This window comes from Chryseobacterium sp. AC417 (assembly GCF_979258215.1).
On the sequence record NZ_OZ409845.1, the window covers coordinates 432,576 to 455,407 of the forward strand.

Genomic DNA, 22,832 nt, shown 5'->3' on the forward strand with positions numbered 1-22,832 from the left:
TTTATATTTTTAGTTGATTGCAGATAGACTTCCACCAGACATTTTGCTTACATCAGAATCAATCTTAGGATTTCCTTTGTATCTTACCGAGCCTCCGGAAGAAGCTTTTACTCTCATCTTCTCCGTAACATTCACTGATGCGCTGCTTCCTGAGGTAGATTCTATTTCTGCAGTATTCATTCTAAGGTTTTCTGCTTTGATTACCGAACCGCTGCTCACATCAATCATTCCGATATCTGCGTTTCCTTCAACGGTTATATTAGAACCGCTCGAAGATTTCACCATGATTTTTCCTGAAGTGACATTCGCTTTCACGCTAGATCCTGAACTCACATTAAAGTCTACATTATTATTGACCGTGAACTTTCCTGCTATGCTTGATCCTGACGAAGCATCAATTTTCAGATTGTTTTCTTTAATTGAATTGACCACTGTGAAGTTAGAACCTGATGATGTTTTAATATGATCCATTCTCGGTGAAGAAATATTGACACTCAGATTTTTAAATCTCACCTTTTTGGATCCTTTATTATCGATATAAACTTTCAGAACCCCATTTTCAACTTTTGTAATGACATACTGTAACTTATCAGAATCTGCTAGAACTTTTACATTGGTGGAGTTTTCCTGTTTAAAAACTATATTGACACCTGTACTCACTTCAATTCCTGAAAATTCACCTACATTTCTGTTTTCACCGTTCAGATAAGAAGAATCAGTGTCTGTATTAAAATTACTTCTTACGGTCGTTGTATTTGAAGAACTCGTTGTAGTTTCACTGGAGTTAATAATTTTGTTGACATCATCCATTGAAAGTTTTCCGTCGAGCATGACTAGGATATTTTCCCCGTTTCCGCTGTCGATTCTCAATAAAATATCTTCCAGTATTCCGTTTTTAGCTTCTGAAGAAAGAAATTTAATCTTGCTGTTACCATTCTTTACAGACATCATTTCGCTGTAATTCATGTTTTTAAGATAAGATGTTATTTCTTTATTCAGCTGATTCAGATTGTTCTGAGATTTTCCATTTTCAGGACTTTCAGTAATCAAGACTTTTAACCCATTGATTTTGGCGAGTAAAGGTTTGATCTGATCCAATTCAGAATCTGCAATATTAAGATTGCTGAGCATCCCAAACATGGGCTTTGCAATTTTGATGGACGTTACTCCTTCCACTTCCTGGTATCTGTCAAACAATTGATCCAGTTTTTCTTTTTGCCCGTACACATTGAAAAAATGTGAAAAAGCGAGTGCGAATATGATGAATATTTTTTTCATGACTTTAATTAAAATTTTAGTTGACTACAAGCCTGATCAGTTGCGTAATCTATGTTGATTGTTCTATTAGTATTCTACGTTATCCATTACTTTTGGTTGTGCTAAAGCCTGGTTGACATTGTTTGCAACAACCTGAAGTGAATATTTTGTCACATTGATGGCTTCTTCCATATTATCGATTCTTTTACCGTTGACGATCACATAAGAATCTCTGTATCCTGTGGAATCTTTTATGCTTTTAACTCCGGAATTGCTCACATATCTCGGTTTCGTTTCCTTTTTAATTCTGCTTTTTTTAGATAGAATTTTATCTAAAACATCCACTTCAGCCATAGCGCTTTCCTGAAATACGGAATCTCTTTTCGCTCCGGAAATCGAGTCGCTGTTTAATGCTGCAACCTGAGTCTGATGCTCGTGGTTTTCTTTAATAAAATCAGATTTCTGTTTCTGAATTTCGTTTTCAACCAATTGTGCCTGATGATCTACGTCTGCATTTTGGTTGTAATTAAAAATTAAACCGACAGAAAAAAGCAAAACTATACTTGCAGCCATCCAGAACCATGTTGGGAATGAAGATTTGGCTTTGCTGATAGGAATAATCTCAGCTTCATTATTTGTATTACCTTCTGCCTTTTGAAGAAAATCTTCAAAATCCCAAGTCATTTTTTCCTCTTTTAAGTCTTTTACGACTTCTTTATATTTATCCTGAAATTGATCGTTGTTCATAGCTCATCAGTTGTGAGATTTGTTCTTTTACTTTTTGTCTTGCCCGCATAAGATTCACTCTTACTGCATTTTCTTCCATTTCCAGCATTTCGGAAATTTCAGACACATCATACTCTTCTACATCTTTCAAATGGATAACCATTTTCTGTTTTTCAGGAAGCTGATTGATAAAACCAATGATATGCTCCTTCAGATTATTCACATCCATACTGTAGAGTTCCGACCGGTGAAGCTGCAGATCTGCAAAGCCCAACTTCACGTCGTGGTGTTTCAATCGGTTGAGGCATTCATTTTTTACAGATTTTAATGCGTAGGATTTTAAATTTCCAAATTTTTCAAGTTCTTCTTTTTTCTGCCAAAACCTGATCATTACATCTTGTACCACATCTTCTGCCTCGTCGCTACTCATGACAAACCTTTTCGCAAAACGATACATCTCATCTTTGAGAATGAAAACCGTGTTTTTGAAAATCTCCTGGGTCATAAGTTTGTTTCTATTAGTAAGACATCTAAAAACTGAAATTTATTACATCTAAAACAAAAAAACTTCAAAAAAGTTTGAAGTTTCATTAATATCATATTTAAAATTCGTTAAAAATATGTTTCAAAATTGCCTTGTCATCGTCTGTTAAAGGTAGTTTTCTTCTTGCCATTACTTTTTCGGCAACTTCGTAAGCTTTATCCAATTTAAAACGTTCATCATCTTTAAATCCGCCCCACGAAAAGTTTTCTATTAAATTTGGAGGAAAACCTTCTTTGAAAATATTGGAAGCTACACCGATCACCGTTCCGGTATTTAATTGCGTGTTGATTGCTGTTTTAGAATGATCTCCCATAATTAAACCCGCAAACTGAAGACCTGTATCTTCAAAATGCTTGGTTCTGTAACTCCAGAGTTTTACATTGGCATAATTGTTTTTCAGATTAGAAGAATTGGTATCTGCACCTAGATTACACCATTCTCCGATCACAGAATTCCCAACGAAACCATCGTGACCTTTATTAGAATATCCGAAAATAATAATATTATTCACTTCACCTCCAACTTTACAATGCGGTCCAATGGTAGTTGGGCCATAAATTTTTGCACCCAAATTAAATTTAGATTCTTCACACAAAGCAATCGGACCGCGAAGATTGCAACCTTCCATCACTTCTGCATTTTTTCCGATGTAGATTTTTCCGGTTTTGGTATTGATTGTTGAAAATTCAATTTGGGCTCCTTCTTCGATGAACAAATCTTTTTTGTCGCCTAAAAATCCGTTGGTGGAAGATAATTCCTGAGAAGATTTTCCTTTCGTTAATAATTCAAAATCAAAATCGATTGCTTTGTCGTTATACGTAAAAAGATCAGTCGGCTTTTTAAAGAAAACCAGTTCCTCTTTGATGTCGGTCATTTTCTCGATTTGATTAAGAGAAAAACCTTTCATATTGATTCTTGCAGCGATTAATTCATCTTCATAAACCAAAGCTTCACCCAATTTTAAATCTTTAATTTGCTGAATAATTGTTTCAGTCGGTAAAAAATTGGTTACTAAAAATAAGCTCTCAACATCTTCAGGATTTTTAAACTTATTCTGCAGATAATTTTCTGTAAAAAAAGAAACATCTGTGTTTTCTAAAATTTTCTGCCATCTTTCTGAGAAAGTAAGAATCCCGCATCGCGTTTCTGCAACGGGACGGGTAAAGGTAAGCGGAAGAAAATCTTCCCAATATTGTGCATCTGAAAATACTAATTGCATTTGATAAGAAGTTAGATGTTAGAGACTAGAAGTTAGAGAATAAAAGTGTTCTAATAAAGTAAACAATCTGACTCCATTTTCTAATTAAGCAAAAATACAAATCCTGAAACTAAATTCTAATATCTAATTTCGAAAAAAATACAAATAAAAAAGTCTCCCAAAATTTGGAAGACTTTAAATATTTTTAAAACAAAAAATTATTTAGAGAATTTCTTGTATTTATTCATGAACTTGTCTACTCTACCTGCAGTATCAACTAATTTAGTCTTTCCTGTGTAGAAAGGGTGAGAGCTAGAAGAGATTTCCATTTTGATCAATGGGTACTCCACACCTTCGTGCTCGATCGTGTCTTTTGTGTCAGCAGTAGATTTTCCTACAAATACTTCGTCGTTACTCATATCTTTGAAAACAACAAGTCTATAATTTTCTGGGTGAATTCCTTTTTTCATAATACAATTTTTTAAAAAAATTAAAGTTTTGCTTTCGAAATAGTAATGGTATTTCTCTGCTAAATTTTAGGTTGCAAAAATACAATATTTTTTATAATATACAAATACTTGAGCAATAATTTTTTAGAGAGAAGAATCTCTTCAATATAAATCAATTAAAAAAATCTATATATAATAACATGGCAAATACCAGGAGACAGAAAAACAAATAAATAGCAACATATGAAAATCAAAGTATTTTCGTTAAATTTGAAATCTATATTAAACTTCATTATCAATGAAAATCAAATTACTATTATTTTGCTCTTTCTGGATGCTTTTATTGGCGGTTTCTTGTAATAAAGACGAAATTTCTTTTGATACTCCGTCTCAGGAACTGAGATTTTCCAGAGACACGGTTTTCTGTGACACAGTTTATCATCAGGTACGATCAGAAACTTATGCTGTAAAAGTATTTAATAATGAAGATAAAGATGTTTTGATCCCGAAAATCAGCCTTGAAAAAGGTGCTGCTTCCTTATATAAAATCAATGTAGACGGAAAATCTGGTTATGAGTTTACCAATGTGCCTTTAAGAAAAAATGACAGCTTATATATTTTCGTTGAAATTGCGCCTCAGGCAACAGGCCCGGAAGCAATAGCCGAAGACCGTGTACTATTCACAAGTCCTGTCGGTCAGCAGCATGTCACTTTATTTTCTGTGGTTCAGGATGCTGAATTTTTTATTCAGACTCCTTCTAATCCTAATGTTTTGAGCAACAATACGACCTGGACGAAAAATAAAGCTAAAATTATCTATGGAAATCTTACCGTTGATCCGAATATTACATTAAATATTGAAGCAGGAACAAAAGTATATTTCCACAAAAACAGCGGAATGAAAGTTGCTACCGGAGCCACATTAAACATGAACGGAACTCAAACCGAACAAGTCATAGTACGTGGAGACAGAAACGATACCTATTACGATACCATCCCGAGAAACTGGAATTCTATCAAAATGGAACCCGCTTCTATTCTGAATATGAATCACACAAGGCTTTTCGGAGGAACAAAAGGGCTTGATATGAAGCAAACCAACGCTACGATAAAAAATTCTTTCATTCATACTTTTCAGGAATATGGAATTTATGCGGTAGCTTCTACGGTGAATGCAAGTAATTTGGTGATGAATAACTGCGGAGAATCGGCTATCGGAATATTTAAAGGTGGAAATCACACCTATACCCACACAACAATTGCTAATTATTCGGGGACAATGGGCTCTCTTAACCGTATGGGAATTTTCGCTACCAATGAATGGAAAAATGAAAATGGAGTAATCGAAATCGCTGCTCTGCAAAAATTAGACATCCTCAATAGTATCGTATATTCTGACAGAGATAATTCTATAAATTTAGAGCAGGTAGGTACAAATCAATTTGAATATTTGATACAAAATTCATCAATAAAATACAACAACGCTTCAGAAGCAGGATATGAATTTTCGAGCCCTATCCATGTAATTCAAAGTGTAAAAAATGAAGATCCTAAATTTGTCAATTACTTCACGGCTCAGATGAATCTTCGGGTAAAAGCAGATTCACCGGCAAGAAATAAAGGTGCAGCGGCAATTGCAGCAACAGTTCCAACGGATATTGTAGGAGTGACAAGAACTACAAACACAACCATAGGAGCATACCAGTAATTTCAATTTTATATCTATGGATCTAAATATTTTCAATATAATTATTTTAATTATTCTTACTGTAGTGTACTTAGCCATGAGAAAGTTTTTTAAAAGAGTTGCTAGTTTTACTGAAAAATTGGGAGATTCAGAAATTCAGGAAAAAAAAGTAAAAATAGCAAAGCTAAATACTAAAATTACTGAACTCGAACAACAAATTAGTTATAAATCTTAATGGAAATCACACAGCTACAGCAGCAAGTCGATGAATGGATAAAAAACATTGGGGTTCGTTATTTTAATGAATTGACCAATATGGCAATGCTCACAGAGGAAGTAGGAGAAGTCGCAAGAATAATTGCCAGAAGATATGGTGAACAAAGCGAAAAGGAAAGTGATAAAACCAAAGATCTAGGCGAAGAATTGGCGGATGTATTATTCGTAACCTTATGTCTTGCCAACCAAACCGGAACCAATCTGCAGGAAGCTTTTGATAAAAAAATGAAGGTGAAAACTGATCGCGATAAAGACCGACATCAGAATAATGAGAAATTAAAATAAGATAGTAGATGTCAGATTTCAGACACTAGATTATTAAAGTCTGAAATCTGGTGTCTTGAATCTTAAATCTGAACAAATAATGAAACTAGAAAAATCAAAATTAATCGGAAATAAAACCATACAAATCAGCGGTTCGAAAAGTATTTCGAATCGTTTGTTGATTTTGGAAAATTTATTCTCAAACATAAAAATCGGGAATTTATCCAATTCTCAGGATACACAATTATTAAAAAAAGCTCTTTCAGAAAACACTGAAACTGTTGACATTCATCATGCAGGAACGGCGATGCGCTTTTTGACATCGTATTATTCGATTCGGGAAGGAAAAACCACCATTCTTACCGGATCAGGAAGAATGAAAGAACGACCGATTAAAAATCTGGTGACCGCTTTACAGAATCTTGGAGTTGAAATTGAATATTTAAAAAATGAAGGCTTTCCGCCTTTGAAAATTACCGGAAGAAAAATTACTGAGAAAAAAGTAGATGTTCCCGCAAATATTTCGAGCCAGTTTATTACTTCCCTCCTCTTAATTGCAGGAAAGCTTGAAAACGGTTTACAAATTAATTTGACGGGTGAAGTGACTTCGAGGTCTTACATTGAAATGACACTGGATATTCTGACCAGATTCGGAATTAAAAATACTTTTGAAGGAAATACGATCAAAGTTGAATCATTTATCAATAATAATTCAACCATCAATTATGAAGTGGAAAGCGATTGGAGTTCCGCATCTTATTTTTATTCTTTTGCTGCAATTGGAAGAGAGACAATTCATCTGAAAAGTTTTTACAAAGAATCTACTCAGGGAGATTCTGCAATTGCTGAGATTTATGAGCAGTTTTTCGGGATTAAAACTATTTTCACAGAAGAAGAACACAAATTAACCCTTCAACCGATTGAAGATTTTCAATTTCCTGGAAAGATTGTTTTGGATATGAATAATTGTCCGGACATCGCACAAACACTTTGTGTAACAGCTGCAGCTCTGAAAATTCATTTTGAAATTTCAGGTTTGGGAACTTTAAAAGTAAAAGAAACCGACCGACTTTTAGCTTTACACAACGAACTGAAAAAATTAGGAACTGAAACGGAAATCACAGATTTGACCATAAAATCTTTAGCATTTAAAGATGCGGAAGAAAATATTTCTATCAAAACATATCAGGATCACAGAATGGCAATGAGTTTTGCGCCGTTTTGTCTGATTAAAGAGCTAAATATTGAAGACGAAAACGTGGTGGAAAAATCTTATCCGATGTTTTGGGAGGATTTGGATAAAATTTTCATAAATAATTGACCTTAAACTTAGAAATTATAAATTTCACAATAAAATGTCACAACATAAAACAATCATCATCACCGGAACGTCATCAGGAATTGGTTTCGTATTAGCGGAATATTTCGGAAAGAAAGGTCACAAAGTGTACGGTTTAAGCCGAAAATTCACCGAAAGTGAATTTTTCAAATCAATACCAACAGATATTACAGATAACGAAGCCGTTCAGAATGTCATTGCAGAAGTTTTAAGAACTGAAACAAGAATTGACGTTCTCATCAACAACGCAGGAATGGGAATGGTAGGTTCCGTAGAAGATTCTACGAAAGAAGATATTTTACAATTATTTAATCTAAACCTTATCGGAGCCGTTCAGATGATGAGTGCGGTCTTACCGAAAATGCGCGAGAATAAATTCGGGAAAATCATCAACGTTTCCAGTATCGGAAGCGAAATGGGATTGCCTTTCCGTGGATTTTATTCTGCTTCAAAATCGGCTTTAGACAAAGTAACCGAAGCAATGAGATATGAAGTTTACCCTTGGAATATTGATGTTTGCTCACTGCATTTAGGGGACATCAAAACCAATATTGCAGAAAACAGAGTGAAAACTAAAGTTTCCGAACCTTACAGAAATGTTTTTGATAAAGTGTATGCTCTGATGAATTCTCATGTAGGCGACGGAACAGAACCTTTAGAAGTTGCAGAATATATTGATCAACTTTTAACTAAAAATAAGTGGAAAGCTCATTATTATTTCGGTAAATTCGGACAGAAAATTGGGGTTCCGTTAAAATGGATTTTGCCGCAGGGAACTTATGAGAATTTAATGAAGAAGTATAATAAATTGGACTAGATTCAGTTATTAAATAAAATTTTAAATTTAAAAATTAGAGGAATTAACAGCATTTTTGTCATTCCGCAGTAATCTAAGATATCTTGCTAAATTCACTGTCTGGATTGCTACGGAATGATATTTTTTTAAAAACATTTTTGTATTAATTGAAGTTATTTTTAAACATATTTTTTACCCTTTTCTGTGTTTTTTTACAAGCACAGAAGAAGCATTATTTTCTGATTGATTCTGAAACTAAGGCCAAGAAACAAGTCAAAGATTCTCTTTCTGCAGTGAAATTCCTCGATTCTTTGGCACAGAGTAATTATTTTTTTACTGAATTAAAAGATGTCAAAATAAAAGGAGACAGCACAGAAATTATTTACGACAAAGGGAAAAACTTCAACGAAACGTTTGTTACACTTTCAGATTCTATTATCAAGAGACATAAAATTGAGAGAGATTTTTTTACTAAAAATTTAGATTCAACCAAGAAATTCATTAACAAAAAATACATTGATGAAGGTTTTGCATTCAGCAGAATTAAATCCAAATACAAGGGTCAGAAAAACGGCTATCCGATTATAGAGATCGACATTAATAAAAATGACAAACGCACGATTGACGGTTTTGTAGTGAAAGGTTATTCCAGAGTACCCAAAAGATTTATGAAAAATCTTGAAAAGGAATTTAAAGGAAAAACGTACGACGACAAAAATCTGATTTCAATTAATAAAAACTTTCAAAGTCATGCATTTGTAAGCCTGGAAAGACCGCCACAGACACTTTTCACAAAAGATTCTACGCAGATCTATCTTTTTATGGAAAAGAAAAAAACCAATAGTTTTGATGGTGTGATTGGTTTTGGAAATGATAAAACAGAAAAATTTACCTTAAACGGAACCCTGAATGTCAATTTCAGAAATATGTTTAATAGTTTTGAAACCGTAAATTTATACTGGCAAAGAAATCCTGATAAAGGTCAAAATTTTGATTTACAAGCAGACATTCCCTATCTTTTTAAATCAAATGTTGGCTTAAATATGAAAGTAAATATCTTCAGACAAGATTCTACTTTCGCCAATGTAAAAGCGCTTCCTGCTTTGTATTATCACATGAACAGCAGAAATAAAATAGGTCTTCGGGGAACTTTCGAAAACTCTACAATCATCGATTCGTTATACGTTCAGGGAAAAGATTACAACAAAAAAGGAATCGGAATTTGGTTTGAAATGGTAGAACCTACTGATATTGATTTGTTTCTGTATAAAACTAAAATCACCGCAGGATATGATTATCTTACGACAGTTTATACCAAAGATAATATTACGGCTCCTCAAAATCAATTCTATTTTTTCGGAGAGCATAATTATAATATTAACGGAAATCATTTCCTCAATATCAAAGCAGAAGGTGCAATGATGGATTCTAAAGTTGATTTCTCTGCCAACGAACTTTATCGTTTTGGAGGCTGGAATTCTCTAAGGGGTTTCAATGAAAGTTCACTCGCAGCCGACTTTTATTATTACGGAGGCTTGGAATATCGATATCTTATCGGAAATCAGGCGTTTTTTGATGTATTTGGTCAATATGGACAGCTCAACAACAAATCATTGAATGTAAAGCCAAAATTGTACAGTGTCGGGCTTGGTTTTAATTTCTTTATTCCAATCGGTTTGATGAGTTTTCAGCTGTCGAACGGTAATGAGTTTGGAAATCCTTTTAAGTTTAATGATATTAAAATTCACTGGGGAATTCTCAGTAGGTTTTAGAAATTATAAAGTTTTTTACGATTATAAGCAAAGTGTTTAATAAAATCCAAAACTTTAGTGATTTAGATATCTAACTACATTGTACCCTAAACTAGCCAACTTTGATAACAATATAGAATCTATAAGTGATACGAATCAAGAGTATTGGTATACATTTCAATTAACTCAAACAGCTATCGCATTATTTAGGAAAAAGGAATTTTAGTTTACTTTCATAGAACTGAGTGCAATTATATTTATTGGAGTTTCATTTACTATTTAACTCCTGCAAGAAATACAATAATATGGTTTACAAACACAATATGCACACTAAAAATATCTTTCATATTAAAGCTTTTTTGCATGAGAAGTTATATCCAGCTATTAATTATATTTATACTGGTCTTACACTAAGCTTCAAATAAAACTGTATATAATTTTTCGAATATAAAAAAAGTCCCCTACTATTGTATAGGACTTTTTTTTTGGGGGGGGGATTATTACTTAGTAATTGATTACTTGTTATAACAAAAAAGACTCCTGTTTTTGAGTAGGAGTCTGTTTTGGGAAGTGTATTGTTGAATGTATTGCATAAAAAAAGCTCCTCAATCTTTCGATTGAGGAGCTTTTAAAAAAAAACTGGCGGCGACCTACTCTCCCGCTTTCGCAGTACCATCGGCGCTGGTGGGCTTAACTTCTGTGTTCGGAATGGGAACAGGTGAGCCCCACCGCTAAAACCACCCTAAAGGTTGTATATAAGATATCAGAGGATAGATTTCAGATTTCAGACTTTTCTAGTCTGTTATCTGATGTCTTATTTCTGACATCTGTTTTAAGCGATAAGAATATTCACAAAGAGAGAACCTTGATTGCGCAATTAAGCGATGCCAATTAGGCTATAAATCTACGGGTAATTAGTACTACTCGGCTATGCTGTTACCAACTTTACACCTGTAGCCTATCAACGTCGTCATCTCCAACGACCCTTAAAAGATGTCTCATCTTGAGGCGAGTTTCGCACTTATATGCTTTCAGTGCTTATCTCTTCCAAACGTAGCTACTCAGCGGTGCTCCTGGCGGAACAACTGATACACCAGAGGTTTGTTCAATTCGGTCCTCTCGTACTAGAATCAAGCCCTCTCAAACATCTAACGCCCGCAATAGATAGAGACCGAACTGTCTCACGACGTTCTGAACCCAGCTCGCGTGCCACTTTAATGGGCGAACAGCCCAACCCTTGGGACCTTCTCCAGCCCCAGGATGTGACGAGCCGACATCGAGGTGCCGAACCTCCCCGTCGATGTGAGCTCTTGGGGGAGACTAGCCTGTTATCCCCGGAGTACCTTTTATCCTATGAGCGATGGCCCTTCCATACGGAACCACCGGATCACTATGTCCTGCTTTCGCACCTGATCGACTTGTAGGTCTCACAGTCAAGCACCCTTATGCCATTACACTCTACGCACGGTTACCAAGCGTGCTGAGGGTACCTTTGAAAGCCTCCGTTACTCTTTTGGAGGCGACCACCCCAGTCAAACTACCCACCACGCAATGTCCTTCTAAAAGAAGTTAGGCTCCAAGTAAGTAAAGGGTGGTATTTCAACGTTGACTCCACAAACACTAGCGTGCCTGCTTCAAAGTCTCCCACCTATCCTACACATTACTTACTCAAAGTCAATACGAAGTTATAGTAAAGGTTCACAGGGTCTTTTCGTCCCATTGCGGGTACTCGGCATCTTCACCGAGACTACAATTTCACAGAGCTCATGGTTGAGACAGTGCCCAGATCGTTACACCATTCGTGCAGGTCGGAACTTACCCGACAAGGAATTTCGCTACCTTAGGACCGTTATAGTTACGGCCGCCGTTTACTGGGGCTTCAGTCAAACGCTTCGCATTGCTGCTAACGCCCTTCCTTAACCTTCCAGCACCGGGCAGGTGTCAGACCCTATACAGCATCTTTCGATTTAGCAGAGTCCTGTGTTTTTGATAAACAGTCGCCTGGGCCTCTTCACTGCGGCCAACATTGCTGTTGGCGTCTCTTCTTCCGAAGTTACGAGACTATTTTGCCTAGTTCCTTAACCATGATTCACTCTAGCACCTTAGGATTCTCTCCTCGACTACCTGTGTCGGTTTTGGTACGGGTTGCTTCACTTCGGCTTTTCTTGGAAGCACTTTCCTTACAGCAACTTCGCCCGAAGGCTAGGTCTTGACTATTCCGTCAGTCTCCAGTAAGTACGGCACTCCGTCCCCTTTTTAGTGTGAGCAAGTATGGGAATATTAACCCATTGTCCATCCACTACCCCTTTCGGGTTCGCGTTAGGTCCCGACTAACCCTCAGCTGATTAGCATGGCTGAGGAAACCTTAGTCTTTCGGTGAGCGGGTTTCTCGCCCGCTTTATCGTTACTTATGCCTACATTTTCTTTTCTGTACGCTCCACAATAGCTCACGCTACTGCTTCTGTGCAAACAGAATGCTCCCCTACCAGATACAACCCGAGGTTGTAAATCCATAGCTTCGGTACTCTATTTATGCCCGATTATTATCCATGCCGGACCGCTCGACTAGTGAGCTGTTACGCACTCTTTAAATGAATGGCTGCTTCCAAGCCAACATCCTAGCTGTCAATGCAGTCCAACCGCGTTGCTTCAACTTAATAGAGATTTGGGGACCTTAGCTGTTGGTCTGGGTTCTTTCCCTCTCGGACACGGACCTTAGCACCCGCGCCCTCACTGCCGTGGAACATTTATTAGCATTCGGAGTTTGTCAGGAATTGGTAGGATTTGACTCCCCCGCATCCAATCAGTAGCTCTACCTCTAATAAACTTATACACGACGCTGCACCTAAATGCATTTCGGGGAGTACGAGCTATCTCCCAGTTTGATTGGCCTTTCACCCCTACCCACAGGTCATCCGAAGACTTTTCAACGTCAACCGGTTCGGTCCTCCACTTTGTGTTACCAAAGCTTCAACCTGCCCATGGGTAGATCACAAGGTTTCGCGTCTAATCCTACTAACTATACGCCCTATTCAGACTCGCTTTCGCTCCGGCTCCGGACCTGAAGTCCTTAACCTCGCTAGTAAAATTAACTCGTAGGCTCATTATGCAAAAGGCACGCCGTCACCCAACTTGTGGGCTCCGACCGCTTGTAGGCGTACGGTTTCAGGTTCTATTTCACCCTTCTATTCGAAGTGCTTTTCACCTTTCCTTCACAGTACTTGTTCACTATCGGTCTTTCAGGAGTATTTAGCCTTGGAGGATGGTCCCCCCATATTCAGACAGGATTTCACGTGTCCCGCCCTACTCATTTATCATCTATGTATGCCTTTCAAATACGGGGCTATCACCCTCTATGGCTGTTCTTTCCAGAACATTCTTTTAAACATATAAAGACTTTTGGGCTAATCCGCGTTCGCTCGCCACTACTTACGGAATCTCTTCGATTTCTTTTCCTCCGGGTACTTAGATGTTTCAGTTCTCCGGGTTTGCTCTCCTTGCGGAGTGACTGGTCTTCAACCAGACGGGTTGCCCCATTCGGACATCTGCGGATCAATTCGTGTGTGCCGATCCCCGCAGCTTTTCGCAGCTTACCGCGTCCTTCTTCGCCTCTGAAAGCCTAGGCATCCGCCATACGCCCTTAACGATTTCTTTCCTAATTATTAATTAGTTCAGTATTTTGTCTAATATTACTATTAAACTATTTTGTAAACTCAAACGCTTAATTGCGCTCGGTTTTCTCTTTGTGATATTTTTACCGTTAATGTCAATGATCTTTAAATTCTTTCTGCTCGTCTGATAAATGGATATTTGTTTTGGCTCTATCCATCTTACTTTTAAATCAAACTCGCAAAACTGTGGAGAATAAGGGAGTCGAACCCTTGACCTCCTGCGTGCAAGGCAGGCGCTCTAGCCAGCTGAGCTAATTCCCCCTCTAGTTAGACTTGGAGAGTAAAGAATAAAGAACAAAGACGTATCTTTTTTCTTTTCTCTTTCTTCTTCCCGTCTTTTTTAAATTAGTAGTCTCGGGCAGGCTCGAACTGCCGACCTCTACATTATCAGTGTAGCGCTCTAACCAGCTGAGCTACGAGACTTTGTTTAGATGTTAGATTTTAGACACTAGATGTTAGACTAATCTCTAACTTCTAATTTTCTAACCTCTATTTTCTAAATCTCTCCCTCTGATACTAATTTCTAGTGGGTTTTGTATTTTTATAATATAAGCAACCGAGTAAAAAACTAAAACGTCTTCTTTAAGTAAGTACATGATACATTTAAGTATCTTTTTTTGTTTATCGTCTAATGACGCTCTAAAATGAGATGTTCCAGCCGCACCTTCCGGTACGGCTACCTTGTTACGACTTAGCCCTAGTTACCTGTTTTACCCTAGGCAGCTCCTGTTACGGTCACCGACTTCAGGTACCCCAGACTTCCATGGCTTGACGGGCGGTGTGTACAAGGCCCGGGAACGTATTCACCGCGCCATGGCTGATGCGCGATTACTAGCGATTCCAGCTTCATAGAGTCGAGTTGCAGACTCCAATCCGAACTGAGACCGGCTTTCGAGATTTGCATCACATCGCTGTGTAGCTGCCCTCTGTACCGGCCATTGTATTACGTGTGTGGCCCAAGGCGTAAGGGCCGTGATGATTTGACGTCATCCCCACCTTCCTCTCTACTTGCGTAGGCAGTCTCACTAGAGTCCTCAACTTAATGCTAGCAACTAGTGACAGGGGTTGCGCTCGTTGCAGGACTTAACCTAACACCTCACGGCACGAGCTGACGACAACCATGCAGCACCTTGAAAATTGTCCGAAGAAAAGTCTATTTCTAAACCTGTCAATTCCCATTTAAGCCTTGGTAAGGTTCCTCGCGTATCATCGAATTAAACCACATAATCCACCGCTTGTGCGGGCCCCCGTCAATTCCTTTGAGTTTCAATCTTGCGATCGTACTCCCCAGGTGGCTAACTTATCACTTTCGCTTAGTCTCTGAATCCGAAAACCCAAAAACGAGTTAGCATCGTTTACGGCGTGGACTACCAGGGTATCTAATCCTGTTCGCTCCCCACGCTTTCGTCCATCAGCGTCAGTTAAGACATGGTAACCTGCCTTCGCAATTGGTGTTCTAAGTAATATCTATGCATTTCACCGCTACACTACTTATTCCAGCTACCTCTACCTTACTCAAGACCCGCAGTATCAATGGCAGTTTCATAGTTAAGCTATGAGATTTCACCACTGACTTACGAGTCCGCCTACGGACCCTTTAAACCCAATAAATCCGGATAACGCTTGCACCCTCCGTATTACCGCGGCTGCTGGCACGGAGTTAGCCGGTGCTTATTCATACTGTACCTTCAGCTACTTACACGTAAGTAGGTTTATCCCAGTATAAAAGAAGTTTACAACCCATAGGGCCTTAGTCCTTCACGCGGGATGGCTGGATCAGGCTCTCACCCATTGTCCAATATTCCTCACTGCTGCCTCCCGTAGGAGTCTGGTCCGTGTCTCAGTACCAGTGTGGGGGATCACCCTCTCAGGCCCCCTAAAGATCATTGACTTGGTGAGCCGTTACCTCACCAACTATCTAATCTTGCGCGTGCCCATCTCTATCCACCGGAGTTTTCAATATCAACTGATGCCAGTTAATATATTATGGGGTATTAATCTTCCTTTCGAAAGGCTATCCCCCAGATAAAGGCAGGTTGCACACGTGTTCCGCACCCGTGCGCCGCTCTCAAAGTCCCGAAGGACTTCTACCGCTCGGCTTGCATGTGTTAGGCCTCCCGCTAGCGTTCATCCTGAGCCAGGATCAAACTCTCCATTGTATGTTTGTCTGACTCACTCAAAGTTATTGACGCTTTAGTCTTTTCCTTACTTGGTTGTTATATCTATGTTTCAATGATCTCTTCTCTTACGCTCCCTCGGCTACCCTTTTCTGTCGTTGGGCGTTGCCGTATTTGCGTGTGCAAAAGTAATAATTTATTTCGTCCTGACCAAATGTTTTTTGAAGAAATTTTAAAGTTTTTTAAGTAACCCTAAACACCCTCTTTCTAAACATCCAATCTACTACTCCTGCGCTCCCCGTATTGGGATTGCAAAGATACAAATCTTTTTAAACCTCACAAATTTTTATCGCTAAAAATTTATTAATTATTAAAAAGTTTCTCTCTATCCTAAAGTAATATAAACTACAGCCCTAAAGCTCTCCTGCGCTACTGTCATACTCTCGTTTTCAGTGGGGCAAAGATAGAAACTTTAACCCATCCAACCAAAAGAAGTTAACATAATGTTGATCTTTAATTCATATTTAAACCTAAAATACTGAAAATGTGAGAGAAAAATTTTTAAAAAGAAGGGTGAGTGATGCGGCCAATGTCTGCAGCGTAGGAGAAACGAGGCGTGGGACTTGGATCGGTTGAAGAAAATATAAAAGTAAATGGAACTGTTTTTTTTAAAGCTATTCTGGGATGGATGCGTTCAAAGGCTTTAAAAAGGGTTTTTGGAGAAGGCGGAATCAACATCAAATAGAAACCTTATATATTATTAGATAGTATTGGGTTGTGATTATTCTTCATCCATCCTCAAGGAGATTATATTTCATTATCAAAATTATACTAAAAATATTAAGCTCCTAAAGAAACTAAATATGAAGGATATGGAAGTAGATAATAAATACTTGTTTATAACAAAAAATACCTCCGGAAATTGGGAGGTATGATATTGGCATTTTTATGATCCTATTTTTTTTCCTGATAAATGACTGACAGAAATTCAGCATATGATTTTTCTATACCGATAATATCACCAGATTTTAAATGAAGGGTACCATCGTTTTGACTGCTGTTTCCTAAACGAGCCGATAAAATCTGATAATACTGATCTGAATTTTTTGTGTTCTTTTTGATTTTTATTGTAGAACCTAAAAGTTTCTTGGTTGAAATGGTGTAAATCTCTCCTGTTATTAAAGGTATTTTGATATAAGTACGCGGTGAAAGTATGTAATCTTTCCTGTTGATACTGATCTTCTGATCTTTTTGGGAAGAAGCAAATAAATATAAGTTACCACTTTCTTCTGAAAATCTTTCTGATGGAACGTAATATAGCTGAAGTTTATAATTTGAAGCATTGAATTCTTTTGTATTTCCATCAATACTTTCAATCGGTTTTAAAGAATATGAGTTAGCCCCGATTTCTTTTGCTTTTTTATAAACTTGTGAAAAAACATATTCGTCGTCACTAGAAAAACCCTGAACATCAATCTCACCGAGATATTGTGCATCTTCTATTTGCTTTTCTATATGATAAAGAAATTTGTCTGTATTGTCGTTCGTTTTTTCAACTTTAGTAAGATATACATTTTGTGCAACGACCGTTTGTGTAAAAAAAACTAAAACTGCAATGGTAAGATTTTTCATACTTAGATTATTTTGACAAAATTTGCACACATTCTTCAAGGCTATTTTCCCAATGCTTTGGTTCAATTTTATAGATTTCTTCAATTTTATCCAAACACATTGTACTTCTTTTCGGTCTTGCTGCCGGAGTTGGGAATTGCTCAGTCGTTAAAGAACTTAATTTTACTGATGATTGTGAAAATTGTGCAATTTTTTTTGCAAATTCAAACCAAGTTGTTTCGGGATAATTTGAAAAATGGAAAATTCCGAAAGTTTTGTTCGGGTTTTCGATGATTTCCATGATGGCTTCTGCTAAATCATTTGCATTGGTTGGCTGACCAAACTGATCACCCACAATACCCAATTCATCTTTTTGAGAAAACAGATTCAGCATTGTTTTCACAAAATTTTTGTTAAACTCTGAATACAACCATGATGTTCTTAAAATGATAGTTTTATGATTTGCTTCTAAAGCCAACTCTTCTCCTGTTCTTTTCGATTCGCCATATACTCCGATTGGATTGGTGAAATCATCTTCTGAATAATCCAGATTGGTTTCGCCATCAAAAACATAATCTGTAGATATGTGAATGAAAACAGTCTGGTTTTCTGAACAGGCTTTTGCCAAATTTTCTACGCCGTAAGCATTCACTGCGAAAGCTTTTTCTTTTTCCTGCTCGGCAAGATCTACTGCAGTGTACGCTGAAGCATTGATACAGAATTCTGGTTTGTGCTCAGAAAAAAAGTTTTGAATCTGATCTTCGTTAGTGATATCAAGAGTTTTAGAGTCTGTAATAATAAATTCATAATCTAATTCAAAATCCGGAGCGATTTTTCTGATGCAGTTTCCTAACTGACCATTGCTTCCAATTACTACTATTTTCTTCATCCTTTATGAATTTTTTGCATTTTGTGATCTTAAAAATTTGACTCTTGGCTGGAAATCTTTCTGTTCTAAATTTACAAAGAATTTGTGGAAAGTATCTTTTATATCTTCAGGATGAACTTCAGATTTTCTGGTTTTAATATTAAAATAAATGACAGTCACCCACAAAACGGCATGAACGGTTTTCTCGTCAAGACTTTTCATTAAAATTTCAACTTTAGCAGTTCTATCCTGTATTTCTATGGTTTTGCTGCTGATGACAACTTGCGTATTGTATCTTACTTCCTTTAAATATGCAATTTCGTTTTGAATAGCAATCCACGTACAACCGGTTTTCTTGGTATATTCTTCATAAGTGAAACCATAAAACTCCTCCACGTGATCTTCCCTTGCATTAAACATGTAATCCAGATATTTTACATTATTTAAATGTCCAATAGGATCACAATCGCTGAATCTTATTTTTACCGTTGTTGATACTTCTTTTTCCATAGCGCAAAAATAAAAAAACCACCTCTAATAGAAGTGGTAGTTTTTAAAAATCTTTGTTAATATCTCTATTAATTCTGACCTAATTCTTTTTTTACAGCTGCAGTAGCATCCGGACCAGCTTTGTATACTAATCCTGTAGAGTTGGCATCCATGATATAATCATAACCGTTTGCTTTCGCTACTTTAGTTACAACATCCATCAATTTTTTCTCGATTGGTTCGAAAAGTAAATCCTGCTTAGCAGTAGCATCTTTTCTCATTTTGTCTTCCATCTGAGCCATTTCTTCCTGAAGTTTTTGCATTTCTTCACCTCTTGCTTTGTTCTCAGCTTCAGTTTTTGTAGGAGCTTCTTTTGTATAAAGAGCATACTTTGCTTGTGCAGCATCAGCTTTTTTCTTTATCTCAGCTTGCTTCGCATTAACGAAGGTAGTCAAATCTGCATCAGCTTTTTTCTTTTCTGGCATTGCATTAAGAATACCTGCGACATCCAGAGTAGCCATTTTTTGAGCTTTTGCCATACCTACAGATACAAACATCATCGCTGCTGCAAATAATACACTTAATTTTTTCATAACGGGGTAATAAATAATTAATTTGTTTTTAGATTTAATTTTGGCGTAAAAGTTAATTCTTAAGAATATATTTTACTGTTTTTTGTTTGATTTTGTGTCTTTTTCTTCAGTTCCTTTAAGCAATATTGCCAATACTTTATCGGTATAATCATATCTCTTCTGAAGGAAAATCACATTGACGTCATTACTTTTATCAAAAATAATGCCTAGACCATTTTTCTCTGCCATTGCCTTGATTGCCGTCCAGATCTGATCCTGGAAAGGCTCGACCAAGTTTGCTCGCAGCTGGCTGATCTCACCAGTTTTTCCGAATCTTAAACTTGTAGTGGTTTTGATATTTTTATCCAAATCCATTACTTCCTTTTCTCTTAGCTTTAACTGATCACCCACCAACAAAACTTTTTCGTTTTCAAAGGCTGACCTTTTCTTGTCAAATTCAGCCTGTAAAGTCTGAAGCTCCTGTTCCCAAGTGTCTATCTGAGAATTGAGTCTAGCCTCTGCTTCTTTATACTGAGGCATCATATCCAAAATATAATTTGTATCAACAACACCTATCTTCTGTGCATTGCCAAAACTGAAAAGCAAAAGTGCTAAAGCTGTGAAAAGTATTTTAAAATTCTTCATTTTTATTATAATGATTGATTCATTAAGAAGTGGGTCTTCGTACCTGACGGTTCTGTTCCTAATATAGTTTTATCAAAACCGTAAGCAAAATCAAATCCAATCAAACCAAATGCACCCATGTAAACCCTTACACCCACACCAACTGATCTTTTTAGCTGGAAAGGATTGTACTTGCTCCAAGAGTTCCAAACGTTACCACCTTCAGCAAAAGTCAATGCATAAATTTTGGCTGTTTGATTTAATGAAATCGGATATCTTAATTCTAACGTAAATCTGTTGTAAATAGTACCTCCTCCTCTTTGAGTGATGTCATCTAATTCTCCTCCATATGTTGAAGCATTTTCGTAACCTCTTAAAGGAATCAATTCTCTACCATCGAATCTACCTCCAAAAAGACCGGTACCACCTACATAGAATCTTTCGAATGGCGGAGCACCAAGTTCTTTGTTGTACCCATCCATGAAGCCCATTTCAGCAGAAGATCTTAAAACCAATTTTCCTACGACTTCGTTATAAACATCAGCCTTGAATTTGATTTTGTAGAATTCCATCCACTTGTATTTATCCGTAGGAGACATTGTAGAATAATCTTTATTACTAAACAATGAATATGGCGGAGTAAATTTACCTGACAATTCAATATTTGAACCGACAGTCGGGAAAATAGGATCAATACCTGCAGAGTTTCTGCTTAAACCTATATTTAAACTTAAGTTATTAGCATTTCCGTATAATTCAGTGGTGTCACCAAATTCGAAAGGATAATTGCTAAAGTTATATTTCTGAAACTGAATTCCTGTATACAATGAGAAATAATCATCCGGCCACTTTAAAAGTCTGTTTAAACCAACAGTTGCCGAGAAAATATTTAATCTCTGATCCGGGCCAGAAATCTGACTATAATTTACTCTTGAATTATTTAAACTTACAGAAAGTGCAGTTGGTTTTGTTCCGAATAACCATGGTTCAACGAATGAAATACCGTAGTTTTGGAAGTACTGTCCTGCCTGTGCAGTGATCGATAATGTTTGTCCGTCACCTTGAGGAACCGGTCTGAAATCTTTAAATTTCAGGAAATTTCTAAGAGAGAAGTTATTAAACGTCAATCCTAAAGTTCCGATGAAGCTGTTACCACCGTAACCTGCCTGCAACTGAACCTGAGACGATCCTTTTTCAACCAATTTCCAGCCAATATCTACCGTATTGTCCTGTTGATTAGGCTGAATATCCTGACCGATCTGTTGAGGATCGAAGAAAGACATTCCTGCTAAATCAAAATACGTTCTCTTGATTTCTGTTTTCTTGAACAGCTCTCCAGGTTTGGTTCTCAGCGCTCTTAAAATAACGTGGTCATGGGTTGTTGTATTCCCTTCCCAAGTTACTCTATTCCAAGTTGCCTGTTCACCTTCATTAATTCTGATTTCCAGATTGATATTATCTCCTGAAACAGATTTTTCTACCGGAGTTACGTTTGAGAAAAGGTAACCGTTATTCATGTAAATCGACTTGATGTCAGAATCATCTTCTTTACCTCCGTCTTCACCTACTTTTTTATTGAATCCTACAGCATCGTAGATATCTCCTTTTTTGTATCCTAAGATTCTCTGAAGATATTCTGTAGAATAAACCGTATTTCCTGTAAAAGTAATATCACCAATATAGTATTTTTTACCTTCGCTAAGTTTTACGTTGATCTCGTAGTTATTTTTTTTATTTCTCCAAACCGAATCAGAAACAATCTGTGCATCTCTATATCCTAGAGAGTTGTAGTAACTGATAAGACTTTGTTTGTCTTCCTGATATTTTTCTTCAATAAATTTTGAAGATTTCAAAATACCACCGATACCAAACCTTTTCTGTTTGGTTTCTTTGAAAGCTTTTTTACGAAGTTTAGCATCAGTAACACTTTCGTTACCTTCAAACTCGATGTGGCTGATTTTTACTTTTTTCCCTTTTTCTACATTAATCGTCCAGTCTACAAGATTAGGATCACCTGCGTTTACCTTATCTTCGATCGTGATTTTAGCATCTGCAAAACCTTTTTTCACATATTCCTTCGGGATATTTGTTTTCAGGCTTGATACTAGATTCTGGGTAATCTTTGTGCCGGGTTTCAGGTTATTATCTTTGGCTAATTTTTCATTTTTAGATTTACCAATCCCTTTTCCTGTGAATTTCACTTCACCAAGGTCTTTTAAATCTTCAAGATAAAATTTCAAAACTACTGTTTTGCCTTCAATACTTTGTATATACACCTCCACTTCCGAAAAAGACTGGGTATCCCAAAGTTTTTTGATGGCATTACTGATTTTTTGCCCCGGAATATCTACATCTTCTCCTTTTGTAAGGCCTGTAAATCTTAAAATCTGTGCCGGTGTATATTTCTTTACCCCATCAACAACAATGTCTTTCAGAGTGTAAGTTCCTGTTTGATTTTCCGCAAGAACAGAGGTAGTGTTTACCTTTGTGCTGTCTTGTGGTGTCACCTGTCCATAAAAATGTGCAGAAGCAGCAAACATAATGATGGGTAATAGTCTAAACTTCATTTTATCGTAATCTTTCTTTTCTAAAA

18 protein-coding genes, 2 tRNA genes and 3 rRNA genes are annotated in these 22,832 nt (G+C 36.9%); 7 read left to right on the plus strand and 16 right to left on the minus strand.

Annotated elements, in window-relative coordinates:
- Positions 1–9 precede the first annotated feature (9 nt).
- The 5 genes from ACZZ9T_RS02105 to ACZZ9T_RS02125 all read right to left on the minus strand — a co-directional run bounded on the left by ACZZ9T_RS02105 (position 10) and on the right by ACZZ9T_RS02125 (position 4,195).
- Positions 10–1,278, minus strand: a complete 1,269-nt coding sequence (locus ACZZ9T_RS02105; protein WP_463440721.1) for a DUF4252 domain-containing protein — start codon at positions 1,276–1,278, stop codon at positions 10–12.
- 66 nt (positions 1,279–1,344) lie between these two features.
- Positions 1,345–2,004, minus strand: coding sequence for a hypothetical protein (locus ACZZ9T_RS02110; protein WP_463440722.1), 660 nt, complete (start codon positions 2,002–2,004; stop codon positions 1,345–1,347).
- Positions 1,979–2,488: an RNA polymerase sigma factor gene (locus ACZZ9T_RS02115; RefSeq protein ID WP_463440723.1), complete on the minus strand. Its 510-nt coding sequence runs from the start codon at positions 2,486–2,488 to the stop codon at positions 1,979–1,981. The genes ACZZ9T_RS02110 and ACZZ9T_RS02115 overlap by 26 nt, the downstream gene beginning before the upstream one ends.
- A 97-nt stretch (positions 2,489–2,585) precedes the next feature.
- Positions 2,586–3,746 carry a GlmU family protein gene (locus ACZZ9T_RS02120; protein WP_463440724.1) on the minus strand — a complete coding sequence of 387 codons (1,161 nt, stop codon included), beginning with the start codon at positions 3,744–3,746 and terminating at the stop codon, positions 2,586–2,588.
- Positions 3,747–3,943: 197 nt separating this feature from the next.
- Positions 3,944–4,195 carry a type B 50S ribosomal protein L31 gene (locus ACZZ9T_RS02125; protein WP_047445187.1) on the minus strand — a complete coding sequence of 84 codons (252 nt, stop codon included), beginning with the start codon at positions 4,193–4,195 and terminating at the stop codon, positions 3,944–3,946.
- Between the two features lie 277 nt (positions 4,196–4,472).
- Between ACZZ9T_RS02125 and ACZZ9T_RS02130 the strand changes: the two genes are divergently transcribed.
- From ACZZ9T_RS02130 to ACZZ9T_RS02155, 6 genes are all read left to right on the plus strand, one after another.
- Positions 4,473–5,882: a hypothetical protein gene (locus ACZZ9T_RS02130; RefSeq protein ID WP_463440725.1), complete on the plus strand. Its 1,410-nt coding sequence runs from the start codon at positions 4,473–4,475 to the stop codon at positions 5,880–5,882.
- Between the two features lie 16 nt (positions 5,883–5,898).
- Entirely contained in the window at positions 5,899–6,096 is a 198-nt protein-coding gene (locus ACZZ9T_RS02135; RefSeq protein WP_463440726.1) for a hypothetical protein, read from the plus strand.
- Positions 6,096–6,422: a nucleotide pyrophosphohydrolase gene (locus ACZZ9T_RS02140; protein ID WP_463440727.1), complete on the plus strand. Its 327-nt coding sequence runs from the start codon at positions 6,096–6,098 to the stop codon at positions 6,420–6,422. The genes ACZZ9T_RS02135 and ACZZ9T_RS02140 overlap by 1 nt, the downstream gene beginning before the upstream one ends.
- A gap of 79 nt (positions 6,423–6,501) precedes the next feature.
- Positions 6,502–7,722, plus strand: coding sequence for a 3-phosphoshikimate 1-carboxyvinyltransferase (locus ACZZ9T_RS02145; protein ID WP_463440728.1), 1,221 nt, complete (start codon positions 6,502–6,504; stop codon positions 7,720–7,722).
- A 34-nt stretch (positions 7,723–7,756) separates the two neighbouring features.
- Positions 7,757–8,557 (plus strand): SDR family oxidoreductase, encoded by an 801-nt coding sequence (locus ACZZ9T_RS02150; RefSeq protein ID WP_463440729.1) that lies wholly within the window; start codon positions 7,757–7,759, stop codon positions 8,555–8,557.
- Between the two features lie 146 nt (positions 8,558–8,703).
- Positions 8,704–10,308: a BamA/TamA family outer membrane protein gene (locus ACZZ9T_RS02155; protein WP_463440730.1), complete on the plus strand. Its 1,605-nt coding sequence runs from the start codon at positions 8,704–8,706 to the stop codon at positions 10,306–10,308.
- A gap of 616 nt (positions 10,309–10,924) precedes the next feature.
- Here the strand turns inward: ACZZ9T_RS02155 and rrf are convergent.
- The 5 genes from rrf to ACZZ9T_RS02180 form a co-directional block, all read right to left on the minus strand.
- Positions 10,925–11,032, minus strand: a 5S ribosomal RNA gene (gene rrf, locus ACZZ9T_RS02160).
- A 149-nt stretch (positions 11,033–11,181) separates the two neighbouring features.
- Positions 11,182–13,941: ribosomal RNA gene (locus ACZZ9T_RS02165) — 23S ribosomal RNA — on the minus strand.
- 204 nt (positions 13,942–14,145) lie between these two features.
- Positions 14,146–14,219 (minus strand) — tRNA-Ala (locus ACZZ9T_RS02170).
- Positions 14,220–14,307: 88 nt separating this feature from the next.
- Positions 14,308–14,381 (minus strand) — tRNA-Ile (locus tag ACZZ9T_RS02175).
- Between the two features lie 219 nt (positions 14,382–14,600).
- Positions 14,601–16,117: ribosomal RNA gene (locus ACZZ9T_RS02180) — 16S ribosomal RNA — on the minus strand.
- The 16S, 23S and 5S rRNA genes sit together here with 2 tRNA genes alongside, the layout of an rRNA operon.
- Positions 16,118–16,691: 574 nt before the next feature.
- Between ACZZ9T_RS02180 and ACZZ9T_RS02185 the strand changes: the two genes are divergently transcribed.
- On the plus strand, positions 16,692–16,820 hold the full coding sequence (locus ACZZ9T_RS02185; protein WP_463440731.1) for a hypothetical protein: 129 nt from the start codon (positions 16,692–16,694) through the stop codon (positions 16,818–16,820).
- Between the two features lie 209 nt (positions 16,821–17,029).
- Here the strand turns inward: ACZZ9T_RS02185 and ACZZ9T_RS02190 are convergent, their stop codons facing one another.
- From ACZZ9T_RS02190 to bamA, 6 genes are all read right to left on the minus strand, one after another.
- A complete protein-coding gene (locus ACZZ9T_RS02190; RefSeq protein WP_463440732.1) occupies positions 17,030–17,707 on the minus strand; it encodes a hypothetical protein in 678 nt (225 codons plus the stop codon).
- A gap of 7 nt (positions 17,708–17,714) precedes the next feature.
- Entirely contained in the window at positions 17,715–18,575 is an 861-nt protein-coding gene (gene rfbD / locus ACZZ9T_RS02195) for a dTDP-4-dehydrorhamnose reductase (RefSeq protein ID WP_463440733.1), read from the minus strand.
- A 3-nt stretch (positions 18,576–18,578) separates the two neighbouring features.
- Positions 18,579–19,064, minus strand: coding sequence for an acyl-CoA thioesterase (locus ACZZ9T_RS02200; RefSeq protein WP_463429779.1), 486 nt, complete (start codon positions 19,062–19,064; stop codon positions 18,579–18,581).
- A 68-nt stretch (positions 19,065–19,132) separates the two neighbouring features.
- Complete coding sequence (locus tag ACZZ9T_RS02205; RefSeq protein ID WP_463429780.1) at positions 19,133–19,636, minus strand: OmpH/Skp family outer membrane protein; 504 nt, start codon at positions 19,634–19,636, stop codon at positions 19,133–19,135.
- Positions 19,637–19,708: 72 nt separating this feature from the next.
- Positions 19,709–20,260, minus strand: coding sequence for an OmpH/Skp family outer membrane protein (locus ACZZ9T_RS02210; RefSeq protein ID WP_463429781.1), 552 nt, complete (start codon positions 20,258–20,260; stop codon positions 19,709–19,711).
- A 5-nt stretch (positions 20,261–20,265) separates the two neighbouring features.
- Positions 20,266–22,806 carry an outer membrane protein assembly factor BamA gene (gene bamA / locus ACZZ9T_RS02215; protein ID WP_463440734.1) on the minus strand — a complete coding sequence of 847 codons (2,541 nt, stop codon included), beginning with the start codon at positions 22,804–22,806 and terminating at the stop codon, positions 20,266–20,268.
- Positions 22,807–22,832: the final 26 nt, after the last annotated feature.